At 47.8% G+C, this 22,217-nt stretch carries 15 protein-coding genes, 19 tRNA genes and 1 rRNA gene; 34 read left to right on the top strand and 1 reads right to left on the bottom strand.

The genetic code is table 11. The annotated features are described in order from the left end of the window. The 31 genes from DFQ01_RS23130 to DFQ01_RS22980 all read left to right on the top strand — a co-directional run. Positions 1-94, top strand: a 23S ribosomal RNA gene (locus tag DFQ01_RS23130); the annotation flags it as partial. A gap of 174 nt (positions 95-268) precedes the next feature. Next, a tRNA-Ile gene (locus tag DFQ01_RS23125) sits at positions 269-345 on the top strand. A gap of 9 nt (positions 346-354) precedes the next feature. After that, positions 355-430: transfer RNA gene (locus tag DFQ01_RS23120), tRNA-Ala, on the top strand. Between the two features lie 15 nt (positions 431-445). Continuing rightward, positions 446-521, top strand: a tRNA-Asn gene (locus DFQ01_RS23115). 5 nt (positions 522-526) lie between these two features. Beyond that, positions 527-617: transfer RNA gene (locus DFQ01_RS23110), tRNA-Ser, on the top strand. 9 nt (positions 618-626) lie between these two features. Further along, a tRNA-Glu gene (locus tag DFQ01_RS23105) sits at positions 627-701 on the top strand. 4 nt (positions 702-705) lie between these two features. After that, a tRNA-Val gene (locus tag DFQ01_RS23100) sits at positions 706-781 on the top strand. A 13-nt stretch (positions 782-794) separates the two neighbouring features. Further along, a tRNA-Asp gene (locus tag DFQ01_RS23095) sits at positions 795-871 on the top strand. A gap of 20 nt (positions 872-891) precedes the next feature. Continuing rightward, positions 892-967, top strand: a tRNA-Phe gene (locus tag DFQ01_RS23090). 17 nt (positions 968-984) lie between these two features. Next, a tRNA-Thr gene (locus tag DFQ01_RS23085) sits at positions 985-1,060 on the top strand. 8 nt (positions 1,061-1,068) lie between these two features. Continuing rightward, positions 1,069-1,153 (top strand) — tRNA-Tyr (locus DFQ01_RS23080). Positions 1,154-1,159: 6 nt separating this feature from the next. Next, positions 1,160-1,233 (top strand) — tRNA-Trp (locus DFQ01_RS23075). A 17-nt stretch (positions 1,234-1,250) separates the two neighbouring features. After that, positions 1,251-1,326, top strand: a tRNA-His gene (locus DFQ01_RS23070). Positions 1,327-1,334: 8 nt separating this feature from the next. Continuing rightward, positions 1,335-1,409, top strand: a tRNA-Gln gene (locus tag DFQ01_RS23065). A gap of 10 nt (positions 1,410-1,419) precedes the next feature. Further along, positions 1,420-1,492: transfer RNA gene (locus DFQ01_RS23060), tRNA-Lys, on the top strand. A gap of 15 nt (positions 1,493-1,507) precedes the next feature. Continuing rightward, a tRNA-Leu gene (locus DFQ01_RS23055) sits at positions 1,508-1,594 on the top strand. Positions 1,595-1,616: 22 nt separating this feature from the next. After that, positions 1,617-1,691, top strand: a tRNA-Gly gene (locus DFQ01_RS23050). Between the two features lie 4 nt (positions 1,692-1,695). Continuing rightward, a tRNA-Cys gene (locus tag DFQ01_RS23045) sits at positions 1,696-1,769 on the top strand. A 12-nt stretch (positions 1,770-1,781) separates the two neighbouring features. Further along, positions 1,782-1,858 (top strand) — tRNA-Arg (locus tag DFQ01_RS23040). 5 nt (positions 1,859-1,863) lie between these two features. Then, a tRNA-Pro gene (locus DFQ01_RS23035) sits at positions 1,864-1,937 on the top strand. A gap of 338 nt (positions 1,938-2,275) precedes the next feature. After that, complete coding sequence (locus tag DFQ01_RS23030) at positions 2,276-3,682, top strand: ABC transporter substrate-binding protein (protein ID WP_110046267.1); 1,407 nt, start codon at positions 2,276-2,278, stop codon at positions 3,680-3,682. Positions 3,683-3,745: 63 nt separating this feature from the next. Further along, a complete protein-coding gene (locus DFQ01_RS23025) occupies positions 3,746-4,723 on the top strand; it encodes a carbohydrate ABC transporter permease (RefSeq protein ID WP_110046266.1) in 978 nt (325 codons plus the stop codon). Between the two features lie 3 nt (positions 4,724-4,726). Then, complete coding sequence (locus tag DFQ01_RS23020; RefSeq protein ID WP_110046265.1) at positions 4,727-5,575, top strand: carbohydrate ABC transporter permease; 849 nt, start codon at positions 4,727-4,729, stop codon at positions 5,573-5,575. Positions 5,576-6,106: 531 nt separating this feature from the next. After that, positions 6,107-7,888, top strand: a complete 1,782-nt coding sequence (locus tag DFQ01_RS23015; protein WP_110046264.1) for an ABC transporter ATP-binding protein — start codon at positions 6,107-6,109, stop codon at positions 7,886-7,888. Next, entirely contained in the window at positions 7,885-9,681 is a 1,797-nt protein-coding gene (locus DFQ01_RS23010; protein WP_245946839.1) for an ABC transporter ATP-binding protein, read from the top strand. The genes DFQ01_RS23015 and DFQ01_RS23010 overlap by 4 nt, the downstream gene beginning before the upstream one ends. Before the next feature lie 31 nt (positions 9,682-9,712). Then, positions 9,713-11,605, top strand: coding sequence for an alpha-galactosidase (locus tag DFQ01_RS23005; protein WP_110046263.1), 1,893 nt, complete (start codon positions 9,713-9,715; stop codon positions 11,603-11,605). Between the two features lie 13 nt (positions 11,606-11,618). Continuing rightward, entirely contained in the window at positions 11,619-12,911 is a 1,293-nt protein-coding gene (locus tag DFQ01_RS23000; protein ID WP_110046278.1) for a galactokinase, read from the top strand. Positions 12,912-12,972: 61 nt separating this feature from the next. Beyond that, positions 12,973-14,052, top strand: a complete 1,080-nt coding sequence (locus DFQ01_RS22995; RefSeq protein ID WP_110046262.1) for a glycoside hydrolase family 53 protein — start codon at positions 12,973-12,975, stop codon at positions 14,050-14,052. Beyond that, complete coding sequence (locus tag DFQ01_RS22990; RefSeq protein WP_245946838.1) at positions 14,045-15,148, top strand: ABC transporter substrate-binding protein; 1,104 nt, start codon at positions 14,045-14,047, stop codon at positions 15,146-15,148. The genes DFQ01_RS22995 and DFQ01_RS22990 overlap by 8 nt, the downstream gene beginning before the upstream one ends. A gap of 59 nt (positions 15,149-15,207) precedes the next feature. After that, positions 15,208-15,957 carry an ABC transporter permease gene (locus DFQ01_RS22985; protein ID WP_110046276.1) on the top strand — a complete coding sequence of 250 codons (750 nt, stop codon included), beginning with the start codon at positions 15,208-15,210 and terminating at the stop codon, positions 15,955-15,957. A 20-nt stretch (positions 15,958-15,977) separates the two neighbouring features. Continuing rightward, positions 15,978-16,730, top strand: a complete 753-nt coding sequence (locus DFQ01_RS22980; RefSeq protein ID WP_245946837.1) for an ABC transporter ATP-binding protein — start codon at positions 15,978-15,980, stop codon at positions 16,728-16,730. Here DFQ01_RS22980 and DFQ01_RS22975 read toward each other — a convergent pair. Next, positions 16,712-17,785 carry a Gfo/Idh/MocA family protein gene (locus DFQ01_RS22975; protein ID WP_174812863.1) on the bottom strand — a complete coding sequence of 358 codons (1,074 nt, stop codon included), beginning with the start codon at positions 17,783-17,785 and terminating at the stop codon, positions 16,712-16,714. The genes DFQ01_RS22980 and DFQ01_RS22975 overlap by 19 nt on opposite strands. A gap of 315 nt (positions 17,786-18,100) precedes the next feature. Between DFQ01_RS22975 and DFQ01_RS22970 the strand changes: the two genes are divergently transcribed. From DFQ01_RS22970 to ilvN, 3 genes are all read left to right on the top strand, one after another. Further along, positions 18,101-18,907: a hypothetical protein gene (locus tag DFQ01_RS22970; RefSeq protein WP_110046259.1), complete on the top strand. Its 807-nt coding sequence runs from the start codon at positions 18,101-18,103 to the stop codon at positions 18,905-18,907. Between the two features lie 1,083 nt (positions 18,908-19,990). Next, on the top strand, positions 19,991-21,691 hold the full coding sequence (gene ilvB / locus DFQ01_RS22965; protein WP_110046258.1) for a biosynthetic-type acetolactate synthase large subunit: 1,701 nt from the start codon (positions 19,991-19,993) through the stop codon (positions 21,689-21,691). Further along, positions 21,688-22,176, top strand: a complete 489-nt coding sequence (ilvN, locus tag DFQ01_RS22960) for an acetolactate synthase small subunit (protein ID WP_110046257.1) — start codon at positions 21,688-21,690, stop codon at positions 22,174-22,176. The genes ilvB and ilvN overlap by 4 nt, the downstream gene beginning before the upstream one ends. Positions 22,177-22,217: the final 41 nt, after the last annotated feature.

The following is a 22,217-nucleotide window of genomic DNA, read 5'->3' as shown; positions in this document are numbered from 1 at the left end:
AGACCCCTGGAAGACGACCAGGTTGATAGGCTCGGGGTGGAAGCGCAGCAATGCGTGCAGCTGACGAGTACTAATAGGTCGAGGGCTTATCCTAAGCGTTTTGGCGAATGCCAAAATCGCAACTTCGGAAGCATAAGCTAAAAACCTTTGCGCAAGCGAAGGTAAAGCATACGCTAAAGCTAAAATGTTCTGCTACCTTATTCATATCCAGTTTTCAAGGTGTGATTTTGTGCATGAAGTCACCACCACAGTGATGTGGTTTTTTTATTGGCCTTTAGCTCAGCTGGTTAGAGCGCACCCCTGATAAGGGTGAGGTCGGTGGTTCGAGTCCACTAAGGCCAACCATATACGCATGGGGCCATAGCTCAGCTGGGAGAGCGCCTGCCTTGCAAGCAGGAGGTCAGCGGTTCGATCCCGCTTGGCTCCACCATCACATGCTTCATATTCCCTGATAGCTCAGTTGGTAGAGCACTCGACTGTTAATCGAGTTGTCACAGGTTCGAGTCCTGTTCGGGGAGCCATATACAGAGAGGTGTCCGAGTGGTCGAAGGAGCACGATTGGAAATCGTGTAGGCTCTAACCGGGTCTCGAGGGTTCGAATCCCTTCCTCTCTGCCATATTAGTACGGCCCGTTGGTCAAGGGGTTAAGACACCTCCCTTTCACGGAGGTAACAGGGGTTCGAATCCCCTACGGGTCACCATTATGGAGGCTTAGCTCAGCTGGGAGAGCATCTGCCTTACAAGCAGAGGGTCGGCGGTTCGATCCCGTCAGCCTCCACCATCTATACAAATGCGGAGCCGTGGTGTAGAGGCCTAACATGCCTGCCTGTCACGCAGGAGACCGCGGGTTCGAATCCCGTCGGCTCCGCCATTTTAAACAACAGCAAGTTAGGCTCGGTAGCTCAGTTGGTAGAGCAGAGGACTGAAAATCCTCGTGTCGGCGGTTCGATTCCGTCCCGAGCCACCATTTTAAAAACTTTATATGCCGGTGTAGCTCAGTTGGTAGAGCAACTGACTTGTAATCAGTAGGTCGTGGGTTCGACTCCTATCGCCGGCACCATGTTTCATGGAGGATTAGTGAAGTGGCTAAACACGGCAGACTGTAAATCTGCTCTCTCTGAGTTCGGTGGTTCGAATCCATCATCCTCCACCATATTATAGGGGCATAGTTTAAAGGTAGAACAAAGGTCTCCAAAACCTTTGGTGTGGGTTCAATTCCTGCTGCCCCTGCCACTTTTTTTTTTGTTATGGCGGTCGTGGCGAAGTGGTTAACGCATCGGATTGTGATTCCGACATTCGGGGGTTCAATTCCCCTCGATCGCCCCATTAATTGTTGGGGATTAGCCAAGCGGTAAGGCAACGGACTTTGACTCCGTCATGCCAAGGTTCGAATCCTTGATCCCCAGCCATTTTTATTAAGAGCCATTAGCTCAGTTGGTAGAGCACCTGACTTTTAATCAGGGTGTCGTAGGTTCGAGTCCTACATGGCTCACTTTTCATCTCATATGCGGTCATGGCGGAATTGGCAGACGCGCTGGCTTCAGGTGCCAGTGGTGTAACAACCGTGGAGGTTCGAGTCCTCTTGACCGCACCATAAATTCCCACAAAGTGACGTTGCGGAAGTGGCTCAGCGGTAGAGCATCGCCTTGCCAAGGCGAGGGTCGCGGGTTCGATTCCCGTCTTCCGCTCCATTATGGCGCCATAGCCAAGCGGTAAGGCAAAGCTCTGCAAAAGCTTTACCCCCAGTTCGAATCTGGGTGGCGCCTCCATTTTCTTATTAAGTGCCCTTAGCTCAGCTGGATAGAGCGTTTGACTACGAATCAAAAGGTCAGGAGTTCGAATCTCTTAGGGCACGCCATTTGTCGGGATGTAGCTCAGCTTGGTAGAGCACCTGGTTTGGGACCAGGGGGTCGCATGTTCAAATCGTGTCATCCCGATTAAGAAAAAAACCGTTATCCAATTATGGATAACGGTTTTTTTGTTGTTATGGTATCGTCTATAGTCCTTCAGACAGTCATTCGCATCTGAAGTTATGCCACGATCGCTGTCGATTCGAGCCAAAGGACAAGCGACATGAGAGGAACTAGCGAAGATTGAGCAATAAGCGAGAACATGACCAGTGACGGCAGGTTCTCGCTTTTTTCATGGGGATACGCAACAAACTAATAAAAGTGGTACTTTACCCAATCGGGGAATCCTTACGAAATTCGACCTTTCGACCTACAATATGAATGCGGTTACATTATACAAGGGTTGTAAAAAAGGGAGGCAAAGTATGAAACGTTTCAAACATGCTTTAGTAGGAGTCTCGACACTGCTTGTAATGACAACGGCTCTCACAGCTTGTGGTGGCAGCTCGGATACGAAATCAACTTCGGACACTAGCACTGGAACAACTTCAACGACTACAACAGACACTACAGCAACAAAAAGCAATGAAAAAGTAACGATCAATCTTTGGAGCTTCACTGACGAAATTCCAAATATGACGAAAAAGTATATCGAAACGCACCCGGATGCGAACGTAGAGTTCAAGACGACGGTTATCGCAACGACAGACGGCGCTTATCAGCCTGCGCTTGACCAAGCTCTGGCTGGCGGTGGTAAAGACGCTCCAGACATCTACGCAGCTGAATCGGCGTTCGTGCTCAAGTATTCGCAAGGTGATGCTTCTGACTACGCTGCTAACTACGCAGACCTGGGCCTCACAGACCAAATGGTTACGGATGCAGGCATCGCTCAATACTCGGTAGATATCGGCAGCAAAGAAGGCCAACTGAAAGCGCTTGGCTATCAAGCAACAGGCGGCGGCTTCATCTATCGTCGTTCGATCGCGAAGGACGTATTCGGAACAGACGATCCTGCAGCAATCAAGAACGAAGTTGGCCCAGGCTGGGACAAGTACTTCGAAGCAGCTGACAAGCTGAAAGCAAAAGGCTACGCAATCGTTTCCGGCGACGGCGACATCTGGCATCCAATCGAGAACAGCTCCGACACGGGCTGGGTCGTTGACGGCAAACTTCACATCGATCCTAAGCGCGAACAGTTCCTTGATTTCTCTAAGAAGCTGACGGACAACGGTTACAGCAATGGTACGCAAGACTGGCAAGAAGCTTGGTATGCTGATATGTCCGGCGCAGGCGCGAAACCAGTATTCGGTTTCTTCGGCCCAGCATGGCTCATTAACTACGTTATGAACGGTCAAGTGAAAGACACGAACGGCGACTGGGCTGTTACGGAACCACCAACAGGCTTCTTCTGGGGCGGTACTTGGCTTCTGGCGAACAAAGAAGCAACTAAAGACGAAGCGAAGAAACAAGCAGTTGCTGACTTCATCAAATGGGTTACGCTCGACACTTCCGAAACGGGCCTCCAATACTACTGGGCTAACGGCACGATGAAAGAGGGCGAGCAAGGCACGAAGGACAGCGTAGCATCGTCTGTTGTAATGTCGAAATCCAACGGCGAAGTTCCACTGCTCGGCGGACAAAATATGTTCGACGCATTCGTTCCAGCGAACGCAAACGCTTCGGGTAAAAACCTGACGCAATACGACGAGTCGATCAACCTGATCTGGCGCGACCAAGTACGTGCATACGCAACTGGCGGCAAGAGCCGCGAAGATGCACTCAAAGACTTCAAGCAAACGGTTAAAGACCAACTCGGAATCGAAAGCGAATAAAGAGGCGCCGAAGGGGCGGGGCGGGTTATCCCGCCCCTTTATATCAATTAATGAGGTGAGTACATGCGCCGCAAAGGAACAATTAATTACTCGAAGTACGGTTATATTTTCAGCCTGCCATTCATACTCGTGTTTCTCGTTTTCGCTTTGTATCCAACGCTCTACACGGCAGTAATTGGCTTCACCGATATGAAAGGTGTCATTCCGAAACCGGTTCATATCTTAGATAATCCGTTCCAAAACTTCAAAGAGCTTATTTTTGATAACAAGTCATTCCGAACATCACTTTCTAACACGTTTATCCTATGGATTACGAACTTTATCCCTCAGATTGCACTTGCGCTCTTGCTTACGGCTTGGTTCACGAACCGTCGCCTTAATGTGAAGGGGCAGGGCATGTTCAAAGTTTTGCTCTATATGCCGAATATTATCACGGCGAGTACGATCGCTGTGCTTTTCAGTACCCTTTTCGCTTTTCCGATGGGTCCTGTAAATAGCTTGTTCGACGCACTGGGTTGGTCCGATGCACCGATTCAATTCCTCCAGCAAAAGAACACCGCAAGAGGCATTGTTTCGTTCATCCAGTTCTGGATGTGGTACGGTAACACAATGATCATTCTGATCGCTGGTGTTATGGGCATTAACCCGGCGCTCTTCGAGGCTGCGGCAATTGATGGCGCAAGCGGGATTCAAACATTCTTCCGCGTTACGCTGCCTAGTCTTCGCACCATCCTGTTGTTCACGCTCATTACGTCGATGGTCGGCGGTTTGCAAATGTTCGATATTCCGCAGTTGTTCATTACCCCTGCGGGCGGTCCGGATAATGCGACATTAACGACATCGGTATTCATCTATGGGCAAGCATTCAAAGGTGCCTATATGTATAACAAAGCTGCTGCAGCAAGTATGATCATGTTCGTAATTGCGGCTGTACTGGCGGCGCTGATGTTCTATCTGATGCGTGATCGCAGTGAAGCACAGCTCAAGAAGAAACTGCGTCTGCAAAAGAAAGCTGCAAAAGCAGCAGCAAGGGGGCTGTAATCCATGGCGAAATTAGAGAGAACAGCGGGATTACGCATCAACAAGACCATCATCTATATCGTCTGCATCGGCCTTGCGCTGCTTAGCATTCTTCCGTTCTGGATCATGTTCGTCAATGCGACGCGTTCCACAGCTGAGATTCAGAGTGGTCTTTCCCTGCTGCCGTCCACGCACTTGAAGACGAACTGGGACGTACTGACGAGCAAAAGCTTTGATCCGCTGAAAGGGTTCTTGAACTCCTTCATCATCTCGGTTTCATCGACCGCGTTGTCCGTTTATTTCTCGTCGTTGACCGCATACGCGCTCGTGGTATACAACTGGAAGTGGCGTCAAGCGTTCTTTACTTTCATTCTGTGCGTCATGTTGATTCCGACACAAGCAAGCGCCATTGGTTTCTATAAGTTCATGTATCAGCTGCATCTGAACAACAGCTTCCTGCCGCTCATTCTGCCAGCGATCGCAGCACCGGCCATGGTGTTCTTCATGCGCCAATACTTGCTGTCGACGTTGTCGCTGGAAATCGTCGAGGCATCGCGTATTGACGGCTCGGGTGAGTTCGCTACATTCAACCGGATCATCCTGCCGCTCATGACACCGGCACTCGCGACTCAGGCGATCTTCGCTTTCGTCGCAAGCTGGAACAACCTGTTCATGCCGCTTATCTTGCTGACAGATAAATCGAAGTATACGCTGCCGATCATGGTCAGCTTGCTTCGCGGCGATATCTACAAAACGGAGTTCGGCTCGATCTACATGGGTCTGGCACTGACAGCATTACCGTTGTTCGTGATCTACTTCCTGCTGTCCCGTTATATTATTGCAGGCGTAGCGCTTGGCGGCGTTAAAGAATAGTAGGGTATAACTAAATAGCATGTATGCACCCCTTATTGTGGACATTGGAAAAGCACTCTTGAGTGTGAACCGATGAAAACGATAAGGGGTGTTTTGCGTTAGTGGAAGGGACTTGTGCCAGAACGAGATCGTGGTTAGAACGAATGGAAAAAGGTTCTGATGATGCTCCGTTAGTAACATGATACAGGGTTCTTTATTTTTCATTGTGTTGTAAAAACTTCCAATATATTTGATTTATATCCTATGATATCTGCTTATTGATTGTATACAATAGGGTATAAGGTAAATTTGAGTAAAACTTGTGGCAAGGTAAGTGTTTGTAGTTGTTTTTGTTCACTAATATCGCAAAATAGAGGTAAACTTTATAAATAAATAAAAAACTTAGTTATTATTATACGTTAGTTTAAGGAATGCTGCAGTTATTAAATAGTTGGTAATGAGTGGGGTTGAGATAAGCTGTCCATAACAAGCCGTAAGAACGAGGAGGAGTAAATCGTATTTTTAATTAAATATTGATGGAGGTTAATTATTTTGAGTATTTTCAGGAAATTGAAACCGTTCTATTGGAACGAGCGAATGCTCATGTTGATCTCGATAATAGCTCTAATAGGCACCACTGTTCTGAGTCTTACATACACGAAGTTGTTACAGATATTTATCGATGAAGTGATCGTTCAGTCAAAGTACGACCTGCTGTGGCTGCTAACAACAGCTACTGCGGCAGTGATCATGGTAAAGAGCGCGATGCAATACATCTATGGATTTCTTGGCGCTAGAGTAGGCAATCGAATGGTGATGCGCTTGCGTAATGCGTGTTATAGCAAGCTGCAATATCAATCGTACTCCTATTACGATACGGCAAAAACCGGTGACCTAATTGCCCGTATGACCGTGGACTTAGACGCTGTGCGTAATTTTATCGGTTTTGACTTTGCTCAATTCGTCAATATGGGGCTAATGATTGGTTTCGGAGCGGTTATGATGCTGTCAATGAGTTGGAAGTTAGCCTTATTAACACTTATGACAACACCAATCTTAATCGCTTTAACGTTCAGATTGGATCGACAAGCTCAGCCTGCTTATCGGGAAACGCGTGCAGCAATGAGTCGAATATCCTCTATCGCTCAGCAGAATATCGTTGCGATGCAGACGGTGAAATCGTTCAACCGAGAACGTTATGAAATCGAACAATTCTCACAGCATAACAATCGGTATCAAGAGAAGCAATACGAGGCTTCGCGAATTGTCTCTAATCATTATCCGTTAATCGAATGGATGGCGAACCTGTGTCCCATACTTCTGCTCATTGGTGGAGGGGTGCAAGTCATTCATGGTTCTTTGACGGTAGGGGAGCTTGCGGCACTATTCGGCCTAACCTGGCTTATCATTTCACCTATGTGGTGGATCGCGTTTCATATCAATAAGTTTAGTCAAGCGAAAGCGTCTGGTGAGCGGATATTGGAGCTGCTGGAGCAAGAGCACGGTCGTAAATCGCATAAATCGTATCCATCGGAAACAACAAATCTCCCTATTGCAGGTGAAATAAGTTTCAAAGACGTTACTTTTTATTACAATGAGCAATCGACGAGTGCTTCGCTGTCAAATCTTACAATAAACATCTCCCCAGGTTCCGTAGTCGGCATAATCGGTCCAACGGGATCGGGTAAATCGACGATCCTAAAGTTGTTGATTGGTGCGTATGGCGTAAGGGAAGGTCAGATTATGATTGACGGGACCCCGTTCGAGGATTGGATATCTAGTGAGCGGAGGGGCAGAATTGCGCCGGTATTTCAAGAAACTTACCTATTTGCCGCTACGATTCGAGATAATATCGCTTATGGTGTAGACAACCCTACGGAAGAAGAGATTGTAGAAGCTGCGACGAAGGCTCAAGCTCATGAATTCATATCCACTCTGCCAATGGGATACGACACGGTAATCGGGGAACGAGGAACAGGTTTATCCGGAGGACAGAAACAACGTATTTCAATTGCACGAGCATTAATTCGAAAACCGAAAATCTTGATCCTTGATAATGCTACGAGCGCCTTAGATATGGAAACAGAAGTGAAGCTGCAAAAGGCTTTGAAGAGCGAAAGAAAACAATTCACTTGTATCATGATGTCGAATAAAATCTCCTCCATAAAGGACGCGGATGTGATCATTGTGCTAGATAAGGGAAGTATTGTTCAGCGCGGCAGCCACAACGAGCTGATTGTTGCAGAAGGCGCTTATCGAAACTTATATATGTCCCAGTATGAAGAATACCCGCGGGAAGAGGCAGTATCGGTTGTAGGAGGGGATCGGGGGTGAAGCAGCGTTTCGTTTATCCCAATGATGGGCCATTCAATCACAATTTCAATTGGGCAAGTATTTTTCATTTTCTTCGTTTTATGATGCCGTATCGAAAGCAGCTTATAGGGGTGACAGCATTAGCATTGCTGGGCTCGGTAACACAAGTATTGGCACCTGCCATAATCGCGATTGCGATTGATAAGGCAATCCAGCCACGTGATGGTGAAGCGAGCATACGGCTTCTTCTGATGTATGCATCACTCATGATTGTCCTATGTGTGCTTCAAATGGCAGTCGGTCGATATCGTATTAGACGAATGAGTCGGATCGGACAACAGATGATAAGCGATTTGAGATCCACGTTGTTCAGTCGTATTCAATCATTGCCCATTCGGTATTTCAACTCAAAGCCTACTGGTTCGATCCATCAGCATATTACCGGCGACATAGCCGTATTGGAAGATATTATCATGAACGGTACCATCACGCTGCTCATGGACATTCTTCAGTTGGTCGGTGTGATTACGATATTGCTGATCTGGAACTACAAACTGGGTGCATTGATCATGTTAACCGTACCGTTGGTATTTGCTGTTTCACGGTTTCTAAGAAAAAGAATACGTGTCTCGTTTCAGGAATTGAGAGCGAAGCAGGCATGCATTAATGCTCATCTGAACGATTCGATCCAAGGTATGAAGGTAACGCAGGCCTATGAGCAGGAAGAAGAGAACATTCGATATTTCGAAAGCATTAACAAGGATAACATACGGGCATGGGATAAGGCGTCTGCACTAAATCAATTGCTTATTCCGGTTATTCAACTAACGATCGTTCTAGGACTTATTATTTTGTTTGTTTACGGTTCTTACTTGATACAAACGGGAGTAATGACCGTCGGATTATTCGTAGGCTATACCAACTATATTTTTAATTTTTGGGAGCCTGTTCAACGGATTGGCCAGTTGTACTCTCAATTATTAATCGGAATGGCTTCTTCGGACAAAATATTCGGAATTATCCGACAAGAGTCCGCTGATCCCGAGGTTGAAGCAAAAGAGAACATTTCAATTAAGGGTGAAATTGCTTTCGAACAGGTAAGCTTTCAATACGATAATAACAAAATGGCATTGCAGGAGATTGATTTGACAATCAAGGCTGGACAAATGGCAGCTTTTGTTGGAAGCACCGGTGCAGGAAAGAGCACATTGATCAATCTCCTATGTCGATTTTATGATCCTGATCAAGGTCGCGTGCTCATCGATGGAACGGATATCCGGAATATCGCTAACGATAATTTACGCTCGCAAATATGCCTCGTACCGCAAGAGCCATTCATTTTCTCAGGCACGATACGTGACAATATTCGTTATGGCAAACTCGATGCGACAGACGAAGAAGTAAAGCTTGCGGCGACGGCTGTGCATGCGCATGACTTCATCATGCGTTTGCCACAGGGATACGACACGCCGTTACAGGAACAGGGCGGTATGCTGTCGACAGGTCAGAAGCAGCTAATTTCGTTTGCAAGAGCCATTATCGCGAATCCGCGTATTCTAATTCTTGATGAGGCCACTGCCAATATTGATACAGAAACCGAGAGAAACATTCAACAAGCGCTCAAAGCACTGCAACTTGATCGAACGACCGTAGTTGTCGCTCATCGCCTTTCTACAATCAGAGATGCTGATCAGATTTTTGTTCTTGATCATGGAAAATTGATAGAGCAAGGAACTCATCAGCAACTCGTGCATCATGTAGGCTCCTACCGACAATTCATTGAAATGCAAAGGTATTTAGCGGTAGGAGAATAAATATGCAACACAATAAATGGAGGGTTGAAAAGTGAAAGATTATTTGAAGGTCGCTGTACGGATGCACTCTGGTAAATCAGTGGAATTTCATGCAATCCAATTTGGTCAAGCTAACCAGTACGAGGAAAACGGAGTCAAGTTGACGGTAGGGGACAAGCTTCCATTCTCCATTTGCGCGCAGCCGCTGGACAGTGATCGTGTGAGAAGTATCGAATTTACATTTTACACCGATATTCGCAATTATCATTCCGTTATCGTCCCTGATAGCGGTCGATGGTTTTTCAATAGCTCCAGAGTGGTTTCGTTTTGGCGGAATTTCCGAGAGCTGCAGACAGGAGTAGACGATACCAAGCTTTCACTCCTTCTATTCACAGGCAAAGATCGTTACACGGCTCTGGCCGTAGGTGTAATCGGCGAGAATTACGAAACAGCCTATAAGCTGATCGAGCCTGAATCGAATCGCGCCTTGAATGTTCATACCGGATATATCGTATATCAATTCAAGAGAGGGACGGATAAGTATCCCATCCCGGACCGCATATCCCAGCAGCATGATGATGGATCAATTACGGAGTATATCTATTACAGACGAATGTCCACCAGCGAAAGCGAGAAACAGCCATGGATGATGACCATCCGAGAATTTACTAATTTCCAGCGAAGTTTGTACTCGCTTCAAGATCCTGTAGTCAATGAATCGCTGCATCCGATTTGGTGTACTTGGGCGGATTGGCATAGCAACGATATTACGAGTGATGTAATTCTGGACAATGTTAGAGCAGGCGTCGAGCTCGGGATAACGAACTATATCATCGACGATGGGTGGTTTGGACCGGGGCTGGATAACGACTACAGCGTTCCTCTTAATATTGGAGATTGGGAGCCTGACCCGGACAAAATCCCGGATATGGTTGAATTGGTCAAGTCCATCAAAAACTATGGAGCTAAGCCGATTATTTGGTGCGCACCGCATGCCGTGGCTGCCGCTGCCGAATGTTATCCAGAGCGTAAGAGGCTTCTGATTGCAGATGAATCCGGTAATCCGATCCTAAATCCAACGCAGTTCTACTCGTTATGCTTCATGAATGAAGAAGCCAGAAATGCTATGGCGGATATTTGTATTAAATTTATCGACAAGTGGGATTTCGATGGAGCCAAATACGACTTGTTCAACTGGGTACCGAATGTCCCGTGCTGCAATCCCGATCATCAACACGATGTGACGACGATGCTGGAAGGCTTAGAGAAGACACTCGCTCTGATTGAAGAGCGCACGCGGGAACGTAAACCAGCCTATATCGTCGAGCTTAAACAAAATTACGGTACTCCGTTCTTTTCTCGCTACGGGACGATGATGCGGGCAGGGGATGGTCCTTTTGATCCCGAGAGCAATTTTCTTAGGACGTTATTCATCCAGGGCTATACCCCATATGCACTTAATGATTATCAAATCATAACAGGCTCCGAAACGCCGGAAGATACTGCAGTCGCAGTCATCAAAATGATAGCGGCGGGAATTCCAGCATACAGCGTTAATTTCACCAAGCTGTCTCCGAACCAGCTCGAAGTTATTCGACACTTGAACCGATGGTATCTGGAGCGTCTGAATTATTTTCATAACAATCGTATACCTCAAGATGCGGATGCCAATGTAATCACAATCGCAGGTGATGACGTTGATATCGTCTTTGCAGTCAATAGTGGCGGAATCATAGAGCTTAAACGAGATACGCTTGTGCTGAATGGCACCTATAATGAACAAATTACAGTGAGAATGGCTGCTGCCCATTCAGTTTCATTACACAAAAAGATGACGGATTGTTACGGAACGGTGGTAGAGGAAGAGTCATGCCAGCATGCGGGCGAATATATAACGACCTCGATACTGCCGGGCGGCATGCTTCAAATTGCAGTAGACCAGTAGGAGGACCGTTATGATGAATACAATTGACCAAACGATAGAGTGGATACAAACCGATAGATTTAAATCACAAATTAACACTTTATATGGAGAGGAACAGCTGTCGTACCAGCTTAATCGCTATCAATCTCTCGTTTCATCGTACAAGCAGAATTACGCCGACGGGCCACTCGCATTGTTCTCTTCTCCTGGAAGGTCTGAGATTGGGGGAAACCATACCGATCATAATCATGGCAAAGTTCTTGCTGGCAGCATCGATTTGGATACGATCGCGGCGGCAGCTAGAGTAGAAGAACCTGTTATTACGTTTATATCTGAAGGATACCCAGGCGAATTTAAGGTTGACCTTACGAATTTAGCGCCCATCCCGGGCGAATCGGCTACAATGTCCATCGTTCGCGGGATTGCAGCAGGGTTTCTTGAATTCGGCTATAGCATAGGCGGATTTAATGCCTACGTATCGACTAATGTCTTATCCGCTTCCGGCTTAAGTTCTTCAGCGTCCTTCGAAATGTTGTTCTGCAGCATTCTAAGCACATTTTATAACGCTGGGGCATTGGATTCCATTGCGATGTCCAAGATTGGACAGTACGCCGAGAATCATTATTGGAATAAACCTTCCGGGTTGCTCGATCAAATGGCGTGCGCGCATGGCGGGCTGATTGCGATTGATTTTGCCAATCCTCTGACGCCTATTATTTCGCCAATTAGCTTTGATTTTCAGAAGAACGGCTACTCGCTTGTAATCGTCAATACGGGGGGCAATCACGCGGATTTAACAGAAGATTACGGTGCAGTCCCTTATGAAATGCGAGCAGTTGCGAAAGCGCTTGGAGCCGAGGTATGCAGAGGCCTGACGCCAAACGATATATATGATCAACTGCAGCCGATTAGACAACAATGCGGTGACAGGGCGGTGCTTCGCGCGCTGCATTACTTGGAAGAGAATAATAGGGTCGATGCTCAAGTTGAAAGCTTAGTAAATGGGGACATGGATCGGTTCTTGAGACTCGTTAAGGAATCAGGGGAATCGTCCTGGAAGTGGCTCCAGAACTGCTATCGCAATGTAGATGTTGGTCATCAAGACATTACAGTCACATTGGCTATTACCGAAATGTTCCTCAAGCAGCTTGGAGCAGGTGCCTGCCGCGTACATGGTGGAGGCTTCGCGGGTGTTATTGCAGCTATTCTGCCTAATGAATCCGTGAGCCAGTATGTAAGCTTCATCGAGCGCACAACTGGAAACGCTACTTACCAGATTCATATTCGGGAATATGGTGCGATCTGTCTTAACGAAGTGATGCAATAACGAGTGTATTCATTGAGGAAAGGACATGCTTGCGTAATTTGCCAAATTGGAGGCTGAGCCCTTGAACAAACCCTTTTATTATGGAGCAGATATTTCTTTTCTAGAAGAGATCGAACAAGCTGGCGGGATGTTTTATGAAGGTGACACGGCAGATGATTGTCTTGAAATATTAAAGAACAATGGCGTGAATTCTATTAGGCTTCGTCTGTGGAATAATCCAGAAGGCGAATTCTGCAACTTAGATCATACGTTAGCGATGGCAAAACGTATTAAAGAAAAAGGGATGCATCTGCTTCTTTGCTTTCATTACTCGGATGAGTGGGCCGATCCGAAGCATCAGAAGAAACCAAAGGATTGGATCGATCTCGATACGGATGCATTGAAGCACGCATTGTTCGACTACACGAGAAGCGTCGTTTCGGCACTTGTATCGCAAGGAACGAAACCGGATATGGTACAGATCGGCAATGAAATTACGATGGGGATTTTGTGGGAGGATGGCTGTGTTACTGGAGAGCTCCGTCATTCTGATGAGCAATGGAGCAAATTTACCGATTTCGTCCGCACGGGTGCTCAAGCGGTGAAATCCGTGGATTCGGAAATTAATGTCATGGTCCACGTCGATCAAGGTGGGAAAAACGACGTATGCCGATTCGTGCTGGATCAATTCGAAAAACATAATGTCCAATATGATTCGATTGGTCTTTCGTTCTATCCGTGGTGGCATGGAACGCTGCAAGACTTAGAAGCTAATCTATCTGATCTGGCTCTACGGTACGAGAAAGATATTGCTATTATCGAAGTCGCCTATCCTTGGAATATCGAAAATCCGCTCAACGATATCATTATTGTACAGAAAGAAGAACAGCTGCATACGGGTTATCCGGCAACACAAGAGGGCCAAGCAGCCTATATTCGGAACTTCATTGAGCTCATTCAGAGAACGCCCAATAATAGATGCATTGGATTCCATTATTGGGAGCCATGCTGGATCCCCTTCAAAGAGCAATGGTCCGTTGGCCATTTGAACAATTGGTCAAATCTAACCTTGTTTGATTACGAGGGAAGAAGTCTGCCGGCACTGGCTGTCATTCGTGAGTTAAGTCAACTGACCAAGATGGAGGCCGCTCCAGTTGAGTAGTCGCATCCATTCCTTCATGATCGGTGTGCTGCTGCCGATATGGCTAGTCATGCTCTCGGCTTGCAGCGGCAATGTGCATGACAACAATGGGATGGCCAAGAGTGAGAAGCTCACAATCGGCTATCAGTCTCCAACTGCACAAACTTGGGGAGCTTTAATCATTAAGCATCAGAAGCTGTTTGAAAAAAACTTGGAGAAGCTTGAGCCGGGAATGTCGGCTAATGTTCAGGTGGATTGGTTCGATGCTGCTGCCGGATCTGTTCTTAACAACAATATGATCGGCGGTAAAATACAACTCTCGTTTCTTGGTGATATGCCATCGCTTCTCAACGGCGTTCAAGGAATTACGCAGCCCAATTATAAGTCAGTCTTGATCGCACTGGACGGTAAGGGCAAATCGGGAGCTAACCAAGCCATCATTGTTCCAACAGATAGCAAGATCAGCAAAATGGAGGATTTGGCGAATAAAACCGTATCAACACCGATCGGAAGCAGCGCACACCGTATGTTATTAGAAGCATTGGAAGCGCATCATATGCTCGATAAAGTGACCATTGTCGATCAATCTGTCACGGTAGGCATGCAAAGCATTGAGCAGAACAAAATCGATGCCCATACGACATGGGAACCGTATCCCAGTCTGATGGAATATCGAAAGGTTGGCGTCAAGCTTCATACGGATGAGACGGACCAAGCAGATTATTTGACTGCAGTCGTTGCTAATCGTGATTGGGCTGAACAACATCGGACCTACGTCATTGCTTTTCTTATGGCACTTCACGAAGCGCATCAATTCGTCATGAGCAACCCGGACGAAGCGGCCGACATTTTCGAGAAAGAGAGTAAATTCCCACTCAGCGTATGCCAGAAGATGGTCGAGGCGATACGGTTCGATGCCGCGATTTATGAGAAGGATGTCGATACGCTGCAGAAAAGCATGCTTTTCTTAGAGCAAATCGGGAAGTTGAAGAAGCCATTGGATCTAGATGCTTTCATTGATGATAGCTATCTTAGGGAAGCGATGACAACATTGAATCAGCCTTATTTGACGGATAAGGAGTTGAATGGGGATTGGGTAGAAGCAAAGCGATTGTGACGACCCTTGGAACACTAACGGTCCAGAGGCAGGGAAAACATACGTTCACTAGGGGCAATATGAAATCTACGTTGAACAAAATGATAGCCGTAATGAGTCTGATCGGATTATGGTATACGCTCGTTACTTTGAATGTCATGTGGCCATTCCAATTCGGCAATCTGCCGGGACCGGATACGGTGTTCAGGGTATGGTTTAAGCTGCTGGGAGATCTATCGTATTACGACAACATCACCGTCAGCTCAATTCGAGTATTAGCCGGTATTATGATAGGGCTTGTCACGGCGGTTCCGCTGGGACTTATTATCGGATTATCGGCAAAAACGTCTGATATTGTCTTTACCAACTTGGAGATATTTCGTCCGATACCGTTAATTGCTTATTTACCGGTAGCCATGCTTCTATTTAAAACAATTGAGGCGAGCATTGTCTTCATTACATTTACCGGGGCTTTTTTTCCGATATTAATTAATGTGGTTCAGGCTACGAAACGAGTCCCAGTCCAACTCGTTCAAACGGCGTATAATCTGGGCTGCAAACCCCACAAGCTTATTCTGCGCGTCTATCTTCCGGCAATCGGGCCGGATATATTTACTGGACTCTCAGTGGGTACCGGCGCTTCTTGGATGGGGGTCATTACTGGCGAAATGATGTCGGGTCAGACGGGGATCGGATATTCGACTTGGCAAGCGTATCAGCTTCTGGACTATTCTCAATCCATGATTGGTATGTTTTCGATAGGCTTGTTAGGGTTTGTTTTCACGCGGTGTGTGCGTTTTACAGAAAAAATAGCAATCCGATGGCTGTAGTTGAACCGGAGGGACAAGCGGTGTACATTGATTTGGTTCGTATTGGAAAGAATTATTGTGTCGGTAAGCACAAGTCGCGAAACGCAATCTCGAACCTATCGCTATCCATCAGCGAGAATGAAATCGTAACGGTGCTAGGTCAATCAGGCTGCGGAAAGAGTACACTGCTCAAAATCATAGCAGGCATTGAAAAGCCTGACGCTGGTCAAGCTTATTTCAGAGGGCAGCCGATTACGGGAATAGCGATGGAAAGAGGATATATCTATCAAGATTATTCATTATTTCCGTGGCTAACCGTCAGACAAAATATCGGCTTTGGGTTAAGGAATAAGAATATCCCCAAGCATCAAAAAAAAGTACTCATCGAAGAGTACTTGGAGAAATTCGGACTTAAAGGCGCCGAGCAGTTGTATCCTCGCCAACTGTCAGGGGGGATGAAGCAGCGCACGGCAATCGCGAGATCCTTTTGCCTTAAGCCGGATTTGCTGCTATTAGACGAGCCGTTTTCCGCGCTTGATATGATGAATCGCCACAAGTTACAGGATGAGTTGTTGGAAATACTGAAGGGCGAGAAGATCACATATGTCATGGTAACGCATGATATAGAAGAAGCGATATATTTGTCTGATCGGATTATTGTTATGACGCCAAGCCCTGGGGCTATCCAAGCTATAATTCCGGTCTCTATGCCTAGGCCGAGAACTCGAACGAGCAGCGAGTTCTTGACAATGCGAGAGGAAATTGCAGACATGTTTTATAGTAAATCGATATGAACAGTGACGGCTCCTTTGTTTGCGATCGCCTCTTCCATACTCAAACCTAGCCGGACATCCGTTAACGCGTCGGATAAGGAGTAGAAGGAGGTTCCTTCTTCAAGGAAGGTGCGCATGCGAAGCAGCGCTTCGGCGATGCCGATTTCTTCATCCGAGAGTGGATACGAAGAGAATGGATTGCGATACAGCACATCGACGCCTGCTTGCAGATGGGCAAGAGACAGGTTGTACAAGCTGTCTTCCTGTCCATGCTGGGAGCGCTGAATCGTAACAGTCTCGAAATGGTCTGGCCCTATTTTGCGCGTAATCGTATTGTCCTGAATCTCGCCATGTGATCCGCGAATTAAGATCCGATTGCTCCTTATGGTGGAGAAGTACTGGGAGCGGGCGAAGTCGAGAACAGCACTCTTGCCATCAGCAAAGCTGAAGATCGCGATCTCTTGCTGCTCGATTCCGACTTCGTTCGACGAGGCCTGTCCCCGATGAGGAGTATCTGCAATCGGCAGGGAGAAGCGGCGTCCGATGATATCGCATTCGAACGTTGTACCGATGGACAACCATTTGCGTATGAGGCTGATGCCATGATAACCGTGGCCGGCGGATACTTGAACGTGCATCACGTCTCCTAACTTACCGGTGTTAATGTAGGCTGTGCGAGCTTGGTTATGCGGCAGCAGCGGATATTGCTCGGCGACCTGAATGCGAGGATTGCTCGCTGCAATCGCCGACAACTGTTCATATTCAGATAAATTGGTCGCGGGCGGCGTTTCCGCCAATACCGGAATATCGGCAGCGGCAAGTTCGGTAATTGAAGCGGGAGCGGATGTTTTGGATACGGCCAGTACGAGAAAGTCACTGACTTCTGCCAATTCCTCGGCTGAGCGATAGACGGGTACCTTCCATTTGGCGAGAAAATCGCTGTATTTATCCGGGCTGCGCAGGACGACTCCGGTGATATGAAACAGATGCGGAAGCATGCTTGCAATGCGAAGGTAATAAGAAGCGCGCCATCCGCCTCCGATAAGGCCAATTCGAATCGTTGAATTCATATTCATGCGAATCACTCTCTCTTCCGGAAGCAAAATAAGATACTTCAATTGAAACAAGCTTTGGAACAGAATGCAACGGAATCGATGAATTCGAACACGATAATTTGAACAAGAAGAGGGAAGCATCCACTAACAGGGCTGCTTCCCTTTTCATTTGTACAACAATGCTGCTGAACAATAGGAGCTGTTACCGTATTCAGGAAACACTCAGTTTGATAATCACTTTATTTAAGTCTCATTTAAGGAACGGAATCCATAATAAACCTTGTAAGCAGGACGAAATAAAAAATAAAACATAAGAATTCCTAGGAGGAAATGAATATGAAAAAATACGTAAAAGTAATCGGTATGACGGCAGCACTGGCACTTATGGTTCCACTTAGCGCATTCGCAGCAACAAACACGGACTCGACAACGAGTACGACACCAACTTCGCAAGTTCAAGCCGACAGCAGCGCGAAGCAAGGAAACGGCATGCATGAGCGTGGTGGTCGGGGCGGGCAATTCATTTCGGATTCCGTTCTGACGCTGCTGGGCCTGGATAGGGAAGCGCTCAATGAGAAGCTTGCTGCAGGCAGCACGCTTGCTGAGATCGCTGAGGCGCAAGGTGTATCGACTGACGAGCTGAAAGCAGCATTAGCGGCAGCTTTCCAGGAGCGCCGTTCGGCTGACGAAGAGCAATTCACAGCAAATTTGGACAACCTGATCAACTCGGACCAGCTTGATCAAGGTCGTGAACACGGCCAAGGAAAAGGGCTTGGGTTTGGATTCGAGCACAACCTGGACACGGTTGCGACAGCACTGAATTTGACCGAAGATGAGCTGCAAACAGAGCTGCAAGCCGGCAAAACGATTGCAGCTATTGCCGAAGAACAGGGAATTAGCGAAGATACCGTGATCAGCGCGCTCGAAACAGCGATTAACGCTCAAATCGATCAAGCGGTCACGGACGGTAAGCTGACGGCGGAAGAAGCGGCAACGCAGAAGGAGAAAACAGCTGAGCAGGCCCAAAACATCGTCAATGGCGAGTTCTCGTTCAAAGGCGATGGCGGCCATCGCGGTGGAATGAAGGCGAAGGGTGACGCAAGTGCGGCGGACAGCGCTTCGACTACTGAAACGACGGAATAGTCAAATGAATAAAAACAAACGCTTGAATCCCACTCCTCACTTGTGCTAATATTGGTCCAATATAAATTGCGTTGATGAGAAAAAATGACAGGGCTCTTAAGTTCAGAGAGCAGAGGAAATGCTGAAACCTTTGCCTTAATCCGATGTCAGATGTCGTCTCGGAGCGATTTGACTGAACGTCGCGATCCATGAAAGGGTTCGATCAGTAGGCTCAAACGGAGTGGCACACGTTAGCGTGCGGCAGGTAAGGTACGTCCTTACCTCATGAGACCAAAGCCGCGAGGCTGTTGGTGAATCAGGGTGGTATCGCGAAATGTTCCCCTTTCGTCCCTGTGGTATGACACGTCCAGTACGGTCATGCGACAGAGATGGAAGGGGTTTTTGATTATTATATATTTCCTAAGCAATGAAGAGATTAAATGACAGGGCTCTTATGTACAGAGAGCAGAGGGTATGCTGAAACCTCGGCCTTAATCCTGTGTCAGATGTCGTCTCGGAGCTTGTTGACCGAACGAATGGTTCACCGCGCCGCGCGTGGATTCAATCAGTAGGCTCAAACGGAATAGCACACGTTATCGTGCTGCAGGTAAGGCGTGCCCTTACCTCATGAGACCGAAGCCGCGAGGCTATCGGTGAATCAGGGTGGTATCACGAAATGTCCCCTTTCGTCCCTGTGGCATGACAGTCATGTACTGTCGCGCTGCAGAGACGGAAGGGGTTTTTGTTATCCCCTTATCCATATTTAATAAGCGATGAAAAGATTAAATGACAGGGCTCTTATGTACAGAGAGCAGAGGGAATGCTGAGACCTTTGCCTTAATCCTTGTCAGATGTCGTCTTGGAGCTTGTTGACCGAACGCCGAATTCACGCCGCGGATGGATTCGATGAGTAGGCTCAAACGGAGTGGCACACGTTATCGTGCTGCAGGTGAGGCGCGGCCTCACTTCTTGAGGCCGGTACCGCAAGGTTATCGGTGAATCAGGGTGGTACCACGAAAATTCCCCTTTCGTCCCTATGATAGATCAGCCTAGTGCTGTCTGTCGTGCGGATGAAGGGGGATTTTGATTATAGGAGGAATTACGATGGAACAGAAGTTGATAACAGGATCTGAGGTGCTGCTGCACGCTTTGCTTAAGGAAGGAACGGAATGCGTATTTGGTTATCCAGGAGGAAATGTACTCTACATCTACGATGCGATGGTCGACAACGCTGAATTCAAGCACATTCTGACGCGGCACGAACAGGGGGCCATCCACGCGGCGGACGGCTACGCAAGATCGACAGGCAAGGTTGGCGTATGCATCGCGACGTCCGGTCCTGGTGCGACTAACCTGGTAACGGGAATCGCGACCGCCTATATGGATTCGGTTCCGCTCGTTGTCATCACAGGCAATGTACCAACGACGGTGATGGGCAGCGATGCCTTCCAGGAAGCCGACATTGTCAGCATTACGATGCCAATCACGAAGCACAGCTACCTGGTACGGGATGTAAAGGACATCCCCCGCATCGTGCATGAGGCATTCCATATCGCGAACACGGGAAGGAAGGGACCTGTCCTCATCGATATCCCGAAGGACATCTCGAATCACAAGATGCTGTATGATCCGGCCCGGAACGAAACCATCGAATTGCGTGGTTACACTGCGACGCCGAAACCTGATCATGCGGCGATCGATCAACTGCTCGAAGCGATCGCCCAATCCGAGAAGCCCGTTATTATTGCGGGAGGCGGGGTTGTCTACTCCGATGCGTCGAATGAGCTGCTGGAATTCGTAAATCGGACGCAGATTCCGGTTGCTTCGACTTTACTCGGACTTGGCGGGTTCCCAAGCGGTCACGATCTGTCGCTCGGGATGCTTGGCATGCATGGTGCTTATGCCGCCAATATGGCAGTTCAGAATGCAGACCTGCTGATCTCGATCGGTTCCCGATTCGATGACCGCGTTACGATGAACACAGCGGGATTCGCACCGAATGCGAAGACGATCGCTCACATTGATGTGGACCCTGCGGAGATTGGCAAGAACATTAAGACCGATATCGGCTGTGTTGGCGATATTAAGGACGTTCTCCGATATGCCAACACGAAGGCGCGGCCATACCAGATCGGCAGCTGGCGGGCGGCGATCGAGGCGGATCAAGCGGCGAGACCGCTGCGTTACGCGGATTCAGAGACGGAGCTGAAGCCGCAATTCATTATTGAGATGATCAGCGAGACGACGAATGGGGAAGCGATCATTACGACTGACGTTGGCCAGCACCAAATGTGGGCCGCGCAATTTTACAAATTCAAACGTCCTCGCTCCATTATTAGTTCAGGCGGCCTTGGCACGATGGGCTTTGGATTCCCATCAGCGATTGGAGCACAGGTTGGCAATCCTGACCGTCTCGTCGTCTCGATCAACGGCGATGGCGGCATGCAGATGTGCGCGCAGGAGCTGGCGATATGCGCCATCGATCAGATCCCGGTTAAGATCGTCGTTATCAACAATCAGGTGCTCGGCATGGTGAGACAGCAGCAGGAGATCATTCACGGCAATCGGCTCAGCCATATTGATTTGGCGGGAAGTCCTGATTTTGTTAGGCTGGCTGAAGCCTATGGGGTTAAGGGGCTGCGGGCAAGCACGAAGGCTGATGCTGAGCAGATATGGCAGGGAGCGCTGGAGACGAGCGGTCCCGTACTCGTGGAGTTCGTAGTAGCGAGAGACGAGAACGTGTATCCGTTTGTTGTCGGCGGTAGGAATTTGGATCAAATGATATTGGGGGATGATGAACAATGAGGACATATACGATAGCGGTGTTAGTGAATGATCAACCTGGTGTCCTACAGCGAGTATCCGGTCTGTTCGGTCGCCGGGGCTTTAATATCGACAGCATCACGGTGGGGGCAAGTGAAGAAATCGGAATGTCGCGGATGACGATCGTAACCTCGGGGGATGAACGAGTAATCGAGCAGGTCGAGCGGCAGCTGAACAAGCTGATCGACGTCATCGAAGTGACTTGCATCAGTGCAAGTCCAATGGTGGCAAGAGAGCTGGCTTTTATCAAAGTGATGGCCGAGGCATCCATGCGCCCCGAGATTCTTGGTGTCGTAGAAACGTTCCGTGCATCGGTTATCGATATCGGGACGCATAGCTTAATTATTCAAGTAGTCGGGGAACGGGGCAAAATCGATGCGATGATCGAGCTCATGCGTCCATACGGAATAATCGAGTTGACGCGGACGGGAATGACAGCGATGGTGCGCGGTAACCATCAGCAGTGATCGGTTTGTCCGATATTCAACAAGCTGAGGCTGTCCTGCTG

This window comes from Paenibacillus cellulosilyticus, from assembly GCF_003182255.1.
GTDB classification, from domain to species: Bacteria; Bacillota; Bacilli; order Paenibacillales; family Paenibacillaceae; genus Paenibacillus_T; species Paenibacillus_T cellulosilyticus.
The sequence above is the reverse complement of the archived record's forward strand: the minus strand, read 5'-3'. Positions and strand labels throughout refer to the sequence as shown.